We start from the raw sequence: 16,098 nt of genomic DNA on the forward strand, positions 1-16,098 counted from the left end.
AAAGAAACATTTCTTTGCAAAAATTCTTTGTTTTTAACCACACCAGCTTGTATAGCGAGCATTTAATATCAATTGAAATATATTCAAAACAGATATATTTAATATAATTTAATTAATTCATTGAATTTATTTAAGCATTGCACGCTCCCAAAAAAGGCTTATATTATAGAGGGATATCTATTTCAGGCGAATGACTATAACGTTTAAGGATAAGCGATACATGTCAGTTTATAAAATATCATTAAACCAAAATGTTCTTGAAGCCGCTGAAGAACGCATCACCTGGACTCTCGAAAATCTTCCCCGCGTATGCGTCTCCTTTTCCGGTGGTAAAGATTCCGGCTTGATGTTGCATCTGACGGCAAATCTTGCACGTAAGCTACACAAAAAAATCAATGTGTTGTTCATTGACTGGGAAGCACAATTTTCCTGTACCATTCGTTATATTACCGCGTTGCGCGAAATGTATGCCGACGTCATCGACCATTTCTATTGGGTTGCCATTCCGCTCACCACCCAAAACGCACTGTCACAGTTTCAACCCGAATGGCAGTGCTGGGAACCCAATACCCAGTGGGTTCGTCAACCGCCGCCAGACGCCATCACCGATCCGGGCTATTTTCCCTTCTATCAATCCGGCATGACCTTCGAACAGTTTGTGCGTGAATTTGCTGACTGGTTTTCGAATAAACGCCCGGCAGCCATGATGATCGGGATTCGGGCCGATGAGTCCTATAACCGTTTTGTGGCAATTGCCAGTTTACGTAAACAGCGTTTTGCCGATGACAAACCCTGGACGACCGCCGCGCCAGGTGGACATACCTGGTATATCTATCCGCTGTATGACTGGAAAACAGCCGATATCTGGACCTGGTTTGGTCGCACAAATCTGCCCTGTAATCCGCTCTACAACCTGATGTATCAGGCCGGTGTCCCGGCCCGTTACATGCGTATTTGTGAGCCATTTGGCCCCGAACAGCGTCAGGGATTATGGCTCTATCATGTTGTTGAACCGGAAAGATGGGCAGCGATGTGCGAGCGTGTTAGTGGCGTCAGAAGCGGCGGGATCTACGCCGGGCAGGATAATCACTTCTACGGCCATCGAAAAATTCTCAAGCCCGATCACTTGAGCTGGCAGGACTACGCCATGCTGTTACTGCTCAGCATGCCAATCACCACGGCAGAGCATTACCGCAACAAAATCGCCGTCTATTTACAGTGGTACAAGAAAAACGGCCTTGATGAGATCCCGCAAACGCAGACTGGCGATATTGGTTCGAAAGATATCCCCTCCTGGCGACGCATCTGCAAAGTGTTATTGAACAATGATTACTGGTGTCGGGCGCTCTCTTTCAGTCCAACTAAACCGAAAAGTTACCAGCGTTATAGCGAACGCATGAAAGCGAAACGCAAGGAATGGGGAATTTTATGCAACAACGATTAACTCAGGACCTCCTTAGCTATCTCTCTGGCTTATCTGATGACGAAAGAATTAAAGCCATCAATGAGTTCAGAAAGGCGATTCACAGCGTCAGTCCGTTTCGCGACGAGCCGGTTGACTGTGTGCTATGGATAAAAAACGAACACATTTCGCCTAACGATTACAATCCCAATAACGTCGCTCCACCGGAGAAAAAGCTGCTGCTGAAATCCATTGAAGCGGATGGCTTTACCCAACCCATTGTTGCCACCCAGTCCAGCCCGGAAGAGTATGAGATCGTCGATGGTTTTCATCGTCATGAACTGGGAAAAGGCAAAGCCTCGCTCAAATCCCGTCTCAAAGGCTATTTACCCATTACTTGTCTGGAGGGGGAGCGTCATGACCGCATGGCGGCGACGATTCGCCACAACCGCGCCCGTGGCCGTCATCAGATCCACGCGATGTCTGAGATCGTGCGTGAACTGGCATTACTGGGATGGGAAGACGAAAGAATCGGTAAAGAACTGGGGATGGACGAGGACGAAGTCCTGCGCCTGAAACAGATCAACGGTCTTCAGGAGCTGTTTGCCAGTCGTCGGTTTTCAAAAGCCTGGACGGTGAAATAACCTGATTATGCCGGATGGCATGCTTATCCGGCGCGAATCCCCTCGCATTCAACAGCAGCGTGCCCCGCCTTTTCCGCCATAGCGTGCATCCTGACGCTCACGGAAAAACTCCTCATAGGTCATAGGCGTCTGATCCGGATGGGTGATCCGCATATGCTCGACGTAGTTGTCATAGTCCGGCACGCCAATCATCAGTTTTGCGGCCTGGCCCAGATATTTCCCGGCTTTCGAAAGCGTATCAAACATCATTACCACCTGTCAGAAAATCCCCTCTCCCGATCGGGAGAGGGGCATAATTACACGTTAGTGCGCGCCTTTGGCCTGCGCAACGATCTCGTCCACATTTTCCGGCATCGGCTCATACGGCGTTTCTTTCGCAGTCGGCTTGTCTTCTTTGAGAGCGGCGAGCGCCGTCTTAATGGAGAACAACGCCAGCACCACGACCACCACCATGAAGAAGATGGTCAGGCCCGCATCCAGACGGTTGTTAAACACCAGTTGTGCCAGCTGCGATTCCGTGTACTGCGGCGGGATATTGCCACTGTCGATCATCGCCTGGAACTTATTGGCAATCGCCAGGAAGCCTACTTTTGTATCCGGGCTGAAGGATTTCTGCCAGCCCGCCGTCAGAGTACAAATCAGCAGCCACGCGGTCGGCACCAACGCCACCCATGCATAACGCTGACGTTTCATCTTGAACAGGACAACCGCGCAGAGCATCAGCGCCATGCCTGCCAGCATCTGGTTAGCAATACCAAACAGCGGCCACAGGGTGTTAATGCCGCCTAACGGATCCACCACGCCCTGATGCAGGAAGTAGCCCCACGCCAGTACGCACAGTGCGGTCGCCAGCAGGTTGGCAGGCAATGAGTCCGTACGTTTAAGGCCTGGAGAAACCACGCCCAGCAGATCCTGCAGCATAAAGCGCGCCGCACGCGTCCCCGCATCAACCGCCGTCAGAATAAACAGCGCTTCGAACAGAATGGCGAAGTGATACCAGAAGGCCACATCCATCATCCCACCCAGCGCGCCGTGCAGGATATAGGCCATCCCCACCGCCAGCGTAGGTGCACCACCCGCACGGGAGATAATCGACTGCTCACCCACCTCGTTGGCAATCTGATGCAGCGTATCCGGCGTAATGGCAAAGCCCCAACTACTCACCACCTGAGCGGCAGACGCCACCACATCGGTAGTGCCGGCAGGCGCCAGCACAGCCATTGGGCTGTTCATAGCAAAGTAGACGCCCGGATCGATGATACAGGCAGAAACCAGCGCCATGATGGCGACAAACGATTCCATCAGCATGCCGCCGTAGCCAATGAAGCAAGCCTGACCTTCGTTCGCCAGCATCTTCGGCGTCGTGCCGGAGGAGATCAGCGCGTGGAAACCCGAAACGGCGCCACAGGCGATAGTGATAAACAGGAACGGGAACAGGTTACCTGTCCACACCGGCCCGGTACCATCGACGAATTTGGTCAGCGCAGGCATCGTCAGCGTTGGGCGCATGATCAAAATGCCCACCGCCAGACCGACAATGGTCCCGATTTTCAGGAAGGTTGAGAGGTAGTCACGCGGTGCCAACAGCAGCCACACCGGCAGTACCGCCGCCACGAAACCGTAGCCCACCAGCATCCAGGTTAACTGAACGCCGGTGAAGTCAAAGTACGGCGCCCAGGTTGGACTTTCCGCGACCCAGCCGCCGGAAATAATGGCAAACACGAGGAACACCAGACCGATAACCGACACTTCGCCGATACGACCCGGACGCAGATAGCGCAGATAGATCCCCATAAAGATCGCCAGCGGGATGGTAAACGCGACGGTGTAAGTTCCCCACGGACTGTGGGTCAGCGCTTTCACCACGATCATCGCCAGCACCGCAAGGATAATCACCATGATCATGAAGCAGGCTACCAGCGCAATCACCCCTGCGGTTGGGCCCATCTCTTCTTTGACCAGTTCACCCAGCGAGCGGCCATCGCGACGCGTCGACACGAAGAGCACCATGAAATCCTGTACCGCCCCGGCTAATACCACGCCAGCCAGCAACCAGATCATGCCTGGCAAATAGCCCATTTGCGCCGCCAGTACCGGTCCGACTAACGGACCCGCACCGGCAATCGCCGCAAAATGGTGACCAAACAAGACTTTTTTATCGGTGGGGACATAGTCGAGCCCGTCGTTATGGCGCACTGCGGGCGTCATACGCGTCGGGTCAACCGCCAGCACATTTTTGGCGATGTACAGACCGTAGAAACGATAGGCAATGAGATAGACACAGACCGACGCCACGACTATCCACAGTGCGTTGATCTGTTCCCCACGGTTTAGCGCAATGTAACCCAGAGCAAATGCACCCATTACCGAGAGCACTGTCCAGATGAGGTATTTCCCTGATTTATTCATGGTTGTTATCCGTTTGCGTGTTCCAGAGAAGAGAGATGTTACATTTTGTTTCTATAACATCTTTTCTGGTTTTAACAACCTGACAACCCAATAAACCTGAAGTATCACCGACTATTTACATTGCATTGTTAACTGGATCACTCCATTCACCCGTTAACGCTGCAATCTCATGACATTAAGCGTGCTCAGCCCAGCACCGCGGTTCCCAGTCGGCACGTACAGCAACGGCGCCCTTGCTCATCAAACACAACGATTTCCCAACTCTGGCTTTGACGTCCCAGATGCAGCGGCTGGCAAACACCGCGCACCTTACCCTGCGAAACCGCCCGGTGATGGGTGGCGTTCAGTTCTGTCCCAACCACGCATTGCCCGTCACGGGTCATCAGATACCCCGCCATTGAGCCTAACGTTTCGGCCAGCGCCGCAGAGGCTCCGCCGTGCAGTAAACCAAAGGGCTGGTGCGTGCGGGTATCCACCGGCATTTCGGCTTCCAGCACGTCGTCACCAAGTCGGGTATAGATAATGCCCAGATGTGCCACCATCGTGTTCTGGCTGGTAGCGTTCAGTTCATCAAGCGTTAAATGACGTTTCCAGATCATCGTTACGCTCCCAGCGTGGAGCCGCCGTCCACCACGATGTCCTGCAACGTAATGTGGCTGGCCAGATCGGAGGCGAGGAACAGAATGGTGTTAGCGATCTCCTGCGGTCGGGCGATTTTGCCTAAAGGAATACCAAGCTTAAACTGCTCGCCAAAGCCGCGAATGCGCTGCTGTTCTGCGTCATCGCTGACCCACAGCGTCCGCTGCATGTCAGTATCCGTGGATCCTGGTGACACCAGGTTACAGCGCACTCCGCTGCCCGCCAGCTCCAGCCCGACGGTCAGCGCCAGACTTTTCAGCGCCGCCTTCGACGCCCCATAGGCGCTCATGCCGATACGCGGCGTATGCGCAGCATCGGAAGCCACAGTCACGATCGCCCCGCCCCGCTGATGGCGAAACTGGGCCATCGTCTGCTGGAACAGATTAAAGGCGCCACCAACGTTAACCGCAAACGTCTGCTGCCAGTCGTGTGGACTCAGCGCGTCGGTCGCGCCCATACGTAAAATTCCGGCAGCATTCACCAGCACGTCCAGCCGTTCCGTGTGTGCCAGCACGCGCTGACAAACCTCAGCCACCTGTCCGGCATCCGCCACATCCATCACCTCAGTGGCAAACGGATAATCCTGTAAAGTGAACTCGCGATCGAAGCCGGTGACCTGTGCCCCGGCCTCAGCAAACGCCAGCGCCGTGGCGTAACCAATGCCTTTACCCGCTCCGGTGACCCACACCGCTTTGCCGCGAAAATCAAATCCGGCCATTAGCGCACCTCGCGGGAGAGTAGCGCCCACCAGGCATCGATGGTCGGTTTTTTCGCCAGCATCACGAAGTCGATATCGCCGTGCACTTTACGCCAGCGTGCTGCCAGCGCCATCATCCGTACCGAGTCCAGACCGTAATCGATCAGGTTCTCGTCATCCATCGGTTCATCAGACTCATCGAGCAGCGGTAAAATCAGCGCCCGCAGTTCATCTTTGCTGGCTGGAACCGGCGCGGGCAACAACTCCTGAGTCATCACGACGCGGCCTGAACGTCCCGCAACATACTTCAGCGACATCAGGTGCTCTTCACGGCTAAAGTCGGCCAGCGCGTCCGCTACCATGAACGGCTTGATATCGCGCATGAAAGCATCCGTCGCGGTGGTCATGCAGCCAATGTGTGCATATACCCCGGTGATAATCAGCTGATCGCGGCCGGTTTCTTTCAACATCAGTTCCAGCGGGGAACGGTGAAACGCGCTGTAACGCCATTTCACCAGCACATTATCGGCTTCATCCGGCGCCAGCGCGGCGACCACTTTTTGCTGCTCCGGTGAGCGCGTCAGTCCCGGCCCCCACATGTCGTTAAGCAGGGCGCGATCTTCATCGCTCTGATCCTTCGGCTGCGCGGTGTAATAAACCGGAATATTATGCGCTTTACAGTAGTTGCGCAGCGCGGCGATATTGGCGATCACCTGTTCCATCATCGGACAGTTTTCACCCCAGAAGCTGACGAAGTAGTCCTGCATATCGTGGATCAGCAGCGCTGCACGGTCCGGGTCAAACGCCCAGTTGACCTTATTGACCGGAATATCGAGCGCGGTTGGCAGCGCGTAAGCCTGCAGTTTAGGAATTGCCATTGCGTGTTCTCCTTCAGGCCGAACGTGTAGCCAGCCACTGACGTAATTGTTTTTTATCGACTTTACCCACCGGAGTCAGAGGCAGCGCCTCAACGATTTCCACCCGGTCCGGTAACTTGAATTCAGCGACGCCCTGCTCGCGCAGGAAGCGACGCACCTGTACCGCGCGCAGCGGTTCTTTCACCACCAGATACGCGCAGCTCTTTTCCCCCATCAGCTCGTCTTCCATACTGACCAGCGCCGCATGGATCACCGCCTGATGACGCAGTAACAGGTTTTCGATCTCTTCCGCGGCAATCTTCTCGCCGCCACGGTTGATCTGATCTTTCTCTCGTCCCTGAACGGTGATGTAGCCATCCTCGTCAATGGCGATCAGATCGCCTGAACAGTAGAAACCGTTGGCGTCAAAGGCACTGGCGTTATGCTGCGGACTTTTGTAATAACCACGGAAGGTGTACGGGCCACGCGTCATCAGCCGTCCCGTTTCCCCCTGCGGCAGCGGGTTGCCGTCGGCATCTGCTACCCACACTTCATCATCCGGGCACATCGGACGCCCCTGGGTATTGATGATTCGCTCCGGGCTGTCGTCGAGACGGGTATAGTTCACTAAACCTTCCGCCATGCCGAAAACCTGCTGCAACTGGCAGCCAATTTCAGCCGGGATCCGCGCTGCCAGCGATGCGGAGAGGCGCGCACCGCCAACCTGTAACAGCGTCAGTGAAGCCAGTTGCGCATTGCTGCCCCACTCGTTAATCGCCTGTAACCACAGGCTGACCGCCGGCGGCACCAGCGCCGTCGCGTTGATCTGATGTTTTTCAATCAGCGGGAAGCACAGCGTGGCGCTCGGGTCTGCGGCCAGCACTACAGTGCCACCGGCAAGAAATACGCCCAGCGATCCGGGTGAACTCATAGCGTAGTTATGCGCGGCAGGGATGGCGCATAAAAAACGCGTATCGGCGGTGAAGTGACAGATTTCATTACTACGACGCACGCTGTAATAATAGTCGTTGTGGGTTCGCGGGATCAGCTTCGGCGTCCCGGTCGTGCCGCCGGAGAGCTGGAAGTAAGCCACCTCATCCGCAGGCGATGGCGTGGCGGTAAACGCGTCTGCTGGCTGGTTTATCGCCGCTTGCAGGCAGTGCTCGCCGCTGTCATTGAGCAGATGCACCACGCGAATAGAATTATGCTGAGCAATAAACGTATTCAGAAAATCATTGTCGGCAAACAGCGCGTGCTGACGATCGGCAATCAGCAGCGCGGGCTCGATCTGCGTCGCATAGGCGGTAAGTTCAGTGCGTTGATGGCTGAACAGAGCAAGCACGGGTGCGACGCCAAGCTTCAGCAGCGCAAAGAACGTGATATACAACTCCACCACGTTGCCCAGCTGTACCAGCGCGGTTTCGCCGGATTTGATCCCCTGACGGCGCAGCGTACAGGCAAGATTGTCCGCCGCCTGATTCAGTTCACGATAGCTCAACTGGCGCTCACCTTCGATGACCGCCGTATGGTCGCTTTCTGCATGGCGGGTCAAAATATCCGTCAGCGGCAGATCCTGCCAGTAGCCCTTTTCGCGGTACCGACGGGCAAATTCGTCAGGCCACCGGGTGAAAGGAATGCTCATCATCGCTCCTTAATGCAATCCAAAAACGTTCAACATGGTGGAAAGTTTGACGCCGGTTTCACGCCATTCCCCCACCGGTGAAGAGGCCGGGACGATCCCTGCGCCTGCAAACAGACGCACCTGATTTTTCCGTAACCTCGCACAGCGGATGGTTACCACCCACTCACCGTTGCCTTCGGCGTCGCACCAGCCGACGATGCCGCCAAACAGTTCGCGGTCGAACGGCTCCAGTTCGGCAATCAGCTGTTTCGCCGCCTGATGCGGGAAGCCACTCAGCGCAGGCGTCGGGTGCAGCAGACAGGCCAGCGTCAACGCGTTTTCGCCGGCGTTGGCTTTGCCTTCAAACGGCGTGCCGAGGTGCCAGAGCGTGGGTGTGGTGATGAGCTGTGGCGAAGACGGCAGTTGCAGATCCTGACTGCGCTCGCGCAGCACGGTTTTCATCGCCTGCGTAACCAGCTCATGTTCATGGCGATCTTTCTCTGAGGCCAGCAGGCGGTTTCCGGCTTCCCGATCCAGCACGTCATCAGGCTGACGGCGCGCGGAGCCCGCCAGCGGCAGTGAGCTAAAGCGATCGCCTTCTTTGCGCAGCAGCAGTTCCGGGCTCGCACCGAGCAAGACGCCGCCATCGTGGAGCGGGACATGGAAGTTGTAACTAACCGGGTTTTGCGCCACCAGACGTTCCAGCAGCGCGCCGCTGTTGATCTCGGCGTCGGTGGTGATGTCAATCAGTCGCGATAGCACCACTTTGTCGACTTCCGGCGTCGCCGTCAGCGCAGCGGCGCGCGCGACCATCTCTTCGAACGTCTCCTGCTCGGGAATGGCGTTACGCGCCGTGACGTTGAGTGTTTGATGATCGGTAAAGTAGCGTGATGATTGCTGCTTTTCCTGGCGAGAAAAGGTCTGCCAGCTCTGAGGAATAAACAGCGATGATGGCTGGCAAGTATCGAACGGAATCGCCCCCACCATAACCGGGTTTGCGATACCCTGTGCTTTGGCATCGGCGAACAGTGCGTGTAATTTTTGTTGGAAGGGGCTGTCTGGCGAATCGCCGTTAACGGCAGGTTCATCGAAGCGGGCGAAGCATCCTGACGTCGTGAAACTCCGATACGGCGACATAAAGAAAAAGCGATGGGGTGCAAGTGTTGCCATGGTCTGCTGAATTTCCTCGGCCAAAGACGTATCCATATCATCCTCCAAAAATGATAAAGGTTTTAATAATGATTATCATTTATATTTTCGGGCGCTAACCTAAAAGCAAACAGGCGACATGTCAACTCTTGAGGTAGCACAAAGTGCGACTAACGCTTGCATCCCTTACGCTTAATAATGAAAATGAGAAGCATTAATAACTCAGCACAGGAACTGATTTGTGAGACTGCCTTCCCTGCTCGTTACGCTCTTCGTTTTCGGATTCTCCTCAGCCTATGCGGCGGACTGGCCGCGTCAGGTGACCGACGTTCGCGGCAGCCACACGCTGGAACACAAACCTGAACGCATCGTCTCTACCAGCGTCACGCTGACCGGTTCATTGCTGGCGATTGATGCGCCGGTGGTCGCCAGCGGGGCGACAACACCTAATAACCGCGTGGCTGACGATCAGGGATTCTTACGTCAATGGGGCGACGTGGCAAAAACGCGCAAGCTGACGCGCCTGTATATTGGCGAACCGAACGCCGAAGCGGTGGCAGCACAAATGCCCGATCTCATTCTGATTAGCGCGACCGGCGGCGACTCTGCCCTGGCGCTGTACGATCAGCTCTCGCCTATTGCCCCGACGCTTATCATCAATTACGACGATAAAAGCTGGCAGTCGCTGCTGACGCAGTTAGGCGAGATTACCGGCCAGGAGAAACAGGCCGCCGCACGTATTGCGGAATTTGATAAGCAGCTAACCATCGTTAAGCAGCAACTGAAATTGCCGCCGCAACCGGTGAGCGCGCTGGTCTACACCGCCGCCGCCCACAGAGCCAATCTGTGGACGCCAGAGTCCGCGCAGGGAAAAATGCTGGAGCAACTCGGCTTCACGCTGGCAACATTGCCTGGCGGACTGCAGCCCAGTCAAAGCCAGGGGAAACGTCACGATATCATTCAGCTTGGCGGTGAAAATCTGGCAGCCGGACTGAACGGAGAAGCGCTGTTCCTGTTTGCCGGCGACGAGAAAGACGAACAGGCGATTTACGCTAACCCACTGCTGGCGCATCTGCCTGCGGTACAGAACAAGCGCGTCTATGCCCTGGGCACCGAGTCTTTCCGTCTGGATTATTACAGCGCGATGCGGGTGCTAAACCGCCTCTCCACGCTGTTTTAATCGCCATTGCCGGATAGCGACGATAACGCGTTATCCGGCCAGTCTCACACTATGCGGGTTCCGGCGGCGTCTGGCGGAATCGACGTAATTCACTGAGTAACAGCAGCAGTAGCAGTCCCACAATCACCAGACCAAAGCCGCTAACGCTCGCCGAAGCCACCGGCGTCATGATCGCTCCCAGCCCCCCTAATAACGCCGCGCCAATCGCGTCTCCGGTGACGTTCTGCGCCGTCCACAGGCCGTTGATGCGCCCTAACATATTTTCCGGCGTCTGCGTTTGCAGCATCGTGTACTGCAACAGCGAACTGATGGCGCTCAGCCAGCCAAACAGCGCGAGACACACCACGCCGAGTACCCAGACAGGCATCAGGGCAAACAGGCCAATGGCCAAAAATGACCCCACGGTCGAGGCCAGCATGATTAATCCCGGACGCACGCTGTGCGCCAGTTGCCCACTGGTGAGTGCGCCAACCGCCGCCCCGAGTGGGATGGCGGCGTACAACATGCCAATCTGCGCCGCTGACATCTGCCAGCTAATCGCCAGCGCCGGATAGAGCACGCGCACGGCGCTGGCCATCGTCAGCAGACCGCCAAGCAGCGCAATACCACCGATCAGCGGACTGGCAAGCAGGAAGCGAAACGCCGTCAATAAGGATTTCAGCGGATGTTCACGCTGCTGCGGCGGTGGCGGCAGCGCCGGAAGGCTCAACAGCGGTAGTAAGGTGATAAAGGTACCTGCCGCCGCCAGACCGTAGTTCCAGGCCACACCGCCGGTGGCGAGCAACAGTCCACCCAGCATGGGCGAAATCACCGAGCCCAGACGCACGGTCAGCATGGTAATCGCCCCTGCCTGCATCAGGTTTTCGCGCCCTACCAGCGCAGGCGTTGCCGCCAGCAATGCCGTCACGCCCAGCGAGGCAAAAAAGCCGTCCCACAGACCCAGCAGATAAATCGCAATCAACGAAGGGTCCGGCAGCATGGCGTTCAGACACAGACCGATGAAGCCAATACCGCAGGTACCGCGCGCCAGCAGGATCACTTTTTTGCGTTCATAACGGTCGGCCAGGACGCCACCGACCATCAACCCGACAAACATCGCGCTGCCGGTCAGCGTTACCGAAAGGCCCACCTGCCAGGTGGAGTGCGTCATCATCTGGATCTGTACGGGTACCGCGACGCCGAGCAGTCCGAGCGAAACAATAGAGATAAAACGGGCCAGGAAGACAGCGCGAAATGCCGGGTGTGTCTTCAGCAAACTGAGGTTAAGCAGCCAGGATTGTCGATTCATTACAACGCCTTAATGCGATCTTTTTTTCATTATCCATTCAATGGCTGCACATGCTAACATAATCAAATAAGATCGATAACGATAATTACTATCATTATCAGGGAAGTTGATATGTCATGTTCTGTTTCCGTGACGCGTGCCATTGCCGTGCCCGGATTGTTGTTATTACTGGTTATCGCCACGGCATTAAGTCTGACCATCGGTGCAAAATCCTTACCCGTCTCCGTGGTTCTGGAATCGCTCACTGGCACCTGTCAAAGTGCCGATTGTACTATCGTACTGGACGCCCGCCTGCCGCGAACGCTGGCAGGATTGCTGGCCGGGGGCGCGCTGGGACTCGCCGGGGCGTTAATGCAAACGCTCACCCGCAATCCGCTGGCCGATCCTGGGCTGCTTGGCGTCAACGCCGGGGCCAGTTTTGCCATCGTGCTGGGTGCGGCGCTGTTCGGCTTTTCCACACCGCAGGAACAACTGGTGATGGCCTTTATCGGCGCGCTGGTGGCGTCACTGATTGTGGCGTTTACGGGCAGTCAGGGCGGCGGTCAGTTGAGCCCGGTACGTCTGACGCTGGCGGGCGTCGCGCTCGCCGCAGTTCTGGAAGGTCTCACCAGCGGTATTTCCCTGCTGAATCCTGACGTCTACGATCAGCTTCGTTACTGGCAGGCCGGTTCACTGGATATCCGCAATCTGCAAACCCTCAAGGTGGTTATTGTGCCTGTGCTGATAGCCAGTGCCACTGCGCTGATGCTCAGTCGGGCGTTGAACAGCCTGAGTCTGGGAAGTGATACCGCCACCGCGCTTGGTAGCAAAGTCGCGCGTACGCAACTTATCGGTCTGTTAGCCATCACCGTCTTATGCGGTAGCGCCACGGCGATTGTTGGGCCCATTGCGTTTATCGGTCTGATGATGCCGCATATGTCGCGCTGGCTGGTCGGCGCCGACCATCGCTGGTCGCTCCCCGTGACGCTGATCGCCACCCCTGTTCTGTTGCTTTTTGCCGATATTATTGGTCGTCTGATTGTTCCCGGCGAACTGCGCGTGTCCGTCGTGAGCGCGTTTATTGGCGCTCCGGTGTTGATCTTTCTGGTTCGTCGTCGTCCGCGAGGTGCCGCATGATGTACGTATCGCGTCGCCTGCTGATCGCTTGCCTGCTTCTGACGGTCGGTTGCCTGATCTTCGCGCTCTGGGGTCTGCGTAGCGGCGCAGTGACGCTGGAAATCCCACAAATTATTGCTGCCTTAACCGGCGATGCGCCGCGTAGCCTGACGATGGTGGTGACCGAGTGGCGCTTGCCGCGCGTGCTGATGGCACTGCTGATTGGCGCTGCACTCGGCGTCAGCGGGGCGATTTTTCAGTCCCTGATGCGTAACCCGCTCGGCAGCCCGGATGTGATGGGCTTTAATACCGGAGCCTGGAGCGGCGTACTGGTCGCGATGGTACTGTTTGGTCAGCATCTGACGGCTATCGCGCTGGCAGCGATGGCTGGCGGGATTCTGACGTCACTGGTGGTCTGGCTGCTGGCCTGGCGCAATGGTATTGAAACCTTCCGCCTGATCATTATCGGCATCGGCATTCGTGCCATGCTGTTTGCGTTTAACACCTGGCTGTTGTTGAAGGCTTCGCTGGACACGGCATTAACCGCCGGATTGTGGAATGCCGGCTCGCTTAACGGTCTGACCTGGGCAAAAACCTGGCCTTCCGCGCCGATCATTATTCTCATGCTGGCAGGCGCCGGGTTGCTGGTGCGGCGCATGCGTCTGCTGGAGATGGGTGATGACAGCGCCTGCGCGTTGGGAGTCAGCGTGGAGCGCTCACGGCTCGCCATGATGCTGGTCGCCGTGGTGTTAACCGCAGCCGCCACCGCACTGGCCGGACCGATTTCCTTTATCGCGCTGGTTGCCCCACATATTGCCCGTCGCCTGAGCGGCACCGCGCGTTGGGGATTAACCCAGGCCGCACTCTGCGGCGCGCTGTTACTGCTGGCGGCCGATCTGTGCGCGCAGCAACTGTTTATGCCTTATCAGCTTCCGGTGGGTGTCGTCACCGTGAGTATCGGCGGTATTTACCTTATCGCCTTGTTAATTCAGGAGTCCCGCAAAAAATGACCGAATCAGTAGCCCGTTTGCGTGGCGACCAGTTAACGCTGGGTTATGGAAAGTTCACCGTTGCCGAAGACCTCAACGTCACCATTCCCGATGGTCATTTCACGGCCATTATCGGCCCCAATGGCTGCGGGAAATCGACGCTGTTGCGAACCCTCAGTCGGCTGATGACGCCGGCAAACGGTCACGTCTGGCTGGACGGTGAGCCGATTCAGCGTTATCCCAGCAAAGAAGTTGCTCGCCGCATCGGTTTGTTGGCGCAAAATGCGACGACGCCGGGCGATATCACCGTGCAGGAACTGGTGGCGCGCGGGCGCTATCCGCATCAGCCGCTGTTTACCCGTTGGCGCAAAGAAGATGAAGATGCCGTGACGCAGGCCATGCGCGCCACCGGTATTACCCATCTGGCCGGACAAAGTGTGGATACGCTATCCGGTGGTCAGCGTCAGCGCGCATGGATAGCGATGGTTCTGGCGCAGGAAACGTCAATCATGCTGCTCGATGAACCGACCACCTGGCTGGATATCAGCCATCAGATTGATTTGCTGGAATTACTGAGCGAACTGAATCGCGAGAAAGGCTACACCCTCGCCGCCGTGCTGCATGACCTCAACCAGGCCTGCCGCTATGCCACTCATTTGATCGCGTTGCGTGAAGGAAAAATTGTCGCAGAGGGGGCGCCGAAGGAGATTGTCACCGCTGAATTAATTGAGAAAATCTATGGGCTGCGTTGCATGATTATCGACGACCCGGTAGCGGGCACACCGCTGGTGGTGCCTCTGGGCCGCCGTTAACCGCTGGCCGGAAGGCGCTGAGCCTTCCGGTCGTCAATCAGACCAGATGCTCCCTGATCATGGTTTCATCCCGTTTACGCGATACCATAGCATGCTGGAGAAGTACGCCAGCACAGGCCATAATCCCTCCGATCAGTGCAGCCAGCACAACCACGATCATTCTACCTGGCCCCTGTTTTTTCACCGGTAATGAAGGCTTGAGCTGATATTTGAACGGCGAGAATTTCACATCCTGAACATTGACTGACTCCAGTTGCTCAACATAATACTGCCGGTTTTTTAACTCGGCATTCAGTTCAGCCACATCCGTGACCGATTTTTCAATCTCCAGCTTTCGCTGGATCCCATCAGCGCCCAAAGAAATAGAAAAATCAGGATCGTCTTTCACCGCCTGGCCATTACTGTAAACCGGTTTTTTAATTCCGGCGGCATTTGCAATCTCCAGAGAATAATTGAGTCGTTGAATATTGGTATCCAGCTGATTTTTAAGTTTGACGCGATCCAGAGCCAGACGCTCTTTCTCAAAGCGGGTTTTGACTTCCAGCTGATTGCGAATATTTTCCAGCGAGTCCTGCACGACTATCTCAGAAATAAACTGGATATAGCCCGCCAGTACCTGCTGCGCCTCTTCTTTGGCTGGAGCCGTAAAACTCAGCACCCATGACGTGTACAGTGCCGTTTCGTTTTTCTTTCCGGCATTGCTGTCCACCGCGCTCATCTTTTCGCTCAGCGCGACAATGGCCCGATGCAGGTCCATTTCATCGATTTTCGCCCCTTTTAACTGCTCCATCACATACGGTGATGAGCGTAAATATTGCTCCAGCAGTGAAGACGACTGAAATTTCTTGATGAAGAGATTGAAGGTATTGTTACGATCCACACTGACATCAAGGTCCAGAACACGTAATCCCGTCAGCGTTCTTTGCAGATCCTGCCACTGAATTGGCTCAGCTGGCGTCACCACCGCTTCGCTGGTCCAGCGTTGTGGCAAAAAGAAGGTGATGAATAGCCCCACACACGCAAACGCAAACGTGCACGCAATAATGCGTTTTTTCGCCTGCCATAAAATATCAATCAGGTTTAATAAATCGATTTCATTACTCTGGGTCTGCGGCAACGGAAAACGCGTAAATTCCGTATTTTTATCCTGCTTCACATTGAGTGACGGCATACCGTACGTCCTGATGCTTGTTCCATGAAAGTTATTTATGCCAATAGCGTAGCAAACCCCTAAAACATTCCGAAATACTAATGCACGGATAAAGCCAAATTCAGAATTTGACCCCTGGCGGTAATATTCCTAATAACAGAATTAT

The 16,098-nt window shown here is 55.7% G+C and carries 15 protein-coding genes; 6 read left to right on the forward strand and 9 right to left on the reverse strand.

What is annotated here, in order from left to right:
• The first annotated feature begins 220 nt into the window (after positions 1-220).
• Together WM46_RS11550 and WM46_RS11555 are read left to right on the forward strand one after the other, a co-directional pair.
• The gene (locus WM46_RS11550) at positions 221-1,444 is read left to right on the forward strand and encodes a phosphoadenosine phosphosulfate reductase (protein ID WP_102602304.1); all 1,224 of its coding nucleotides are present in this window, start codon (positions 221-223) and stop codon (positions 1,442-1,444) included.
• Entirely contained in the window at positions 1,429-2,046 is a 618-nt protein-coding gene (locus WM46_RS11555; protein ID WP_061076796.1) for an IbrB-like domain-containing protein, read from the forward strand. The genes WM46_RS11550 and WM46_RS11555 overlap by 16 nt, the downstream gene beginning before the upstream one ends.
• 48 nt (positions 2,047-2,094) lie before the next feature.
• Here the strand turns inward: WM46_RS11555 and WM46_RS11560 are convergent, their stop codons facing one another.
• The 7 genes from WM46_RS11560 to entC all read right to left on the reverse strand — a co-directional run bounded on the left by WM46_RS11560 (position 2,095) and on the right by entC (position 9,475).
• The gene (locus WM46_RS11560) at positions 2,095-2,292 is read right to left on the reverse strand and encodes a YbdD/YjiX family protein (RefSeq protein WP_043001453.1); all 198 of its coding nucleotides are present in this window, start codon (positions 2,290-2,292) and stop codon (positions 2,095-2,097) included.
• A 57-nt stretch (positions 2,293-2,349) separates the two neighbouring features.
• Positions 2,350-4,455 (reverse strand): pyruvate/proton symporter CstA, encoded by a 2,106-nt coding sequence (cstA, locus tag WM46_RS11565; RefSeq protein WP_061076795.1) that lies wholly within the window; start codon positions 4,453-4,455, stop codon positions 2,350-2,352.
• Positions 4,456-4,640: 185 nt separating this feature from the next.
• Complete coding sequence (gene entH / locus WM46_RS11570; protein WP_061076794.1) at positions 4,641-5,054, reverse strand: proofreading thioesterase EntH; 414 nt, start codon at positions 5,052-5,054, stop codon at positions 4,641-4,643.
• A 2-nt stretch (positions 5,055-5,056) separates the two neighbouring features.
• Positions 5,057-5,812, reverse strand: a complete 756-nt coding sequence (entA, locus tag WM46_RS11575) for a 2,3-dihydro-2,3-dihydroxybenzoate dehydrogenase EntA (RefSeq protein WP_061076793.1) — start codon at positions 5,810-5,812, stop codon at positions 5,057-5,059.
• Complete coding sequence (locus WM46_RS11580; protein WP_102602305.1) at positions 5,812-6,669, reverse strand: isochorismatase; 858 nt, start codon at positions 6,667-6,669, stop codon at positions 5,812-5,814. Before WM46_RS11580 ends, entA begins: the two co-directional genes overlap by 1 nt.
• A 13-nt stretch (positions 6,670-6,682) precedes the next feature.
• On the reverse strand, positions 6,683-8,290 hold the full coding sequence (gene entE / locus WM46_RS11585; protein ID WP_102602306.1) for a (2,3-dihydroxybenzoyl)adenylate synthase EntE: 1,608 nt from the start codon (positions 8,288-8,290) through the stop codon (positions 6,683-6,685).
• Positions 8,291-8,299: 9 nt separating this feature from the next.
• Positions 8,300-9,475 carry an isochorismate synthase EntC gene (gene entC, locus WM46_RS11590; RefSeq protein ID WP_102602307.1) on the reverse strand — a complete coding sequence of 392 codons (1,176 nt, stop codon included), beginning with the start codon at positions 9,473-9,475 and terminating at the stop codon, positions 8,300-8,302.
• 184 nt (positions 9,476-9,659) lie between these two features.
• Here entC and fepB point away from each other — a divergent pair, with 184 nt between their 5' ends.
• The gene (gene fepB / locus WM46_RS11595; RefSeq protein WP_061076789.1) at positions 9,660-10,598 is read left to right on the forward strand and encodes a Fe2+-enterobactin ABC transporter substrate-binding protein; all 939 of its coding nucleotides are present in this window, start codon (positions 9,660-9,662) and stop codon (positions 10,596-10,598) included.
• 49 nt (positions 10,599-10,647) lie between these two features.
• Here the strand turns inward: fepB and entS are convergent, their stop codons facing one another.
• The gene (gene entS / locus WM46_RS11600) at positions 10,648-11,886 is read right to left on the reverse strand and encodes an enterobactin transporter EntS (protein WP_102602308.1); all 1,239 of its coding nucleotides are present in this window, start codon (positions 11,884-11,886) and stop codon (positions 10,648-10,650) included.
• Between the two features lie 111 nt (positions 11,887-11,997).
• Here entS and fepD point away from each other — a divergent pair, with 111 nt between their 5' ends.
• The 3 genes from fepD to fepC are packed head-to-tail and all read left to right on the forward strand — an operon-like array spanning position 11,998 to position 14,782.
• Entirely contained in the window at positions 11,998-13,002 is a 1,005-nt protein-coding gene (fepD, locus tag WM46_RS11605) for a Fe(3+)-siderophore ABC transporter permease (protein WP_102602309.1), read from the forward strand.
• A complete protein-coding gene (gene fepG / locus WM46_RS11610) occupies positions 12,999-13,991 on the forward strand; it encodes an iron-enterobactin ABC transporter permease (protein WP_102602310.1) in 993 nt (330 codons plus the stop codon). Before fepD ends, fepG begins: the two co-directional genes overlap by 4 nt.
• Positions 13,988-14,782, forward strand: a complete 795-nt coding sequence (gene fepC, locus WM46_RS11615) for an iron-enterobactin ABC transporter ATP-binding protein (RefSeq protein WP_043001464.1) — start codon at positions 13,988-13,990, stop codon at positions 14,780-14,782. Before fepG ends, fepC begins: the two co-directional genes overlap by 4 nt.
• A gap of 37 nt (positions 14,783-14,819) precedes the next feature.
• Here the strand turns inward: fepC and wzz(fepE) are convergent, their stop codons facing one another.
• Positions 14,820-15,953, reverse strand: coding sequence for an LPS O-antigen length regulator Wzz(fepE) (gene wzz(fepE), locus WM46_RS11620; protein ID WP_102602311.1), 1,134 nt, complete (start codon positions 15,951-15,953; stop codon positions 14,820-14,822).
• Between the last annotated feature and the right edge of the window lie 145 nt (positions 15,954-16,098).

Origin of the sequence: Citrobacter freundii complex sp. CFNIH2, assembly GCF_002880615.1 — a bacterium.
GTDB lineage: Bacteria > Pseudomonadota > Gammaproteobacteria > Enterobacterales > Enterobacteriaceae > Citrobacter_A > Citrobacter_A amalonaticus_F.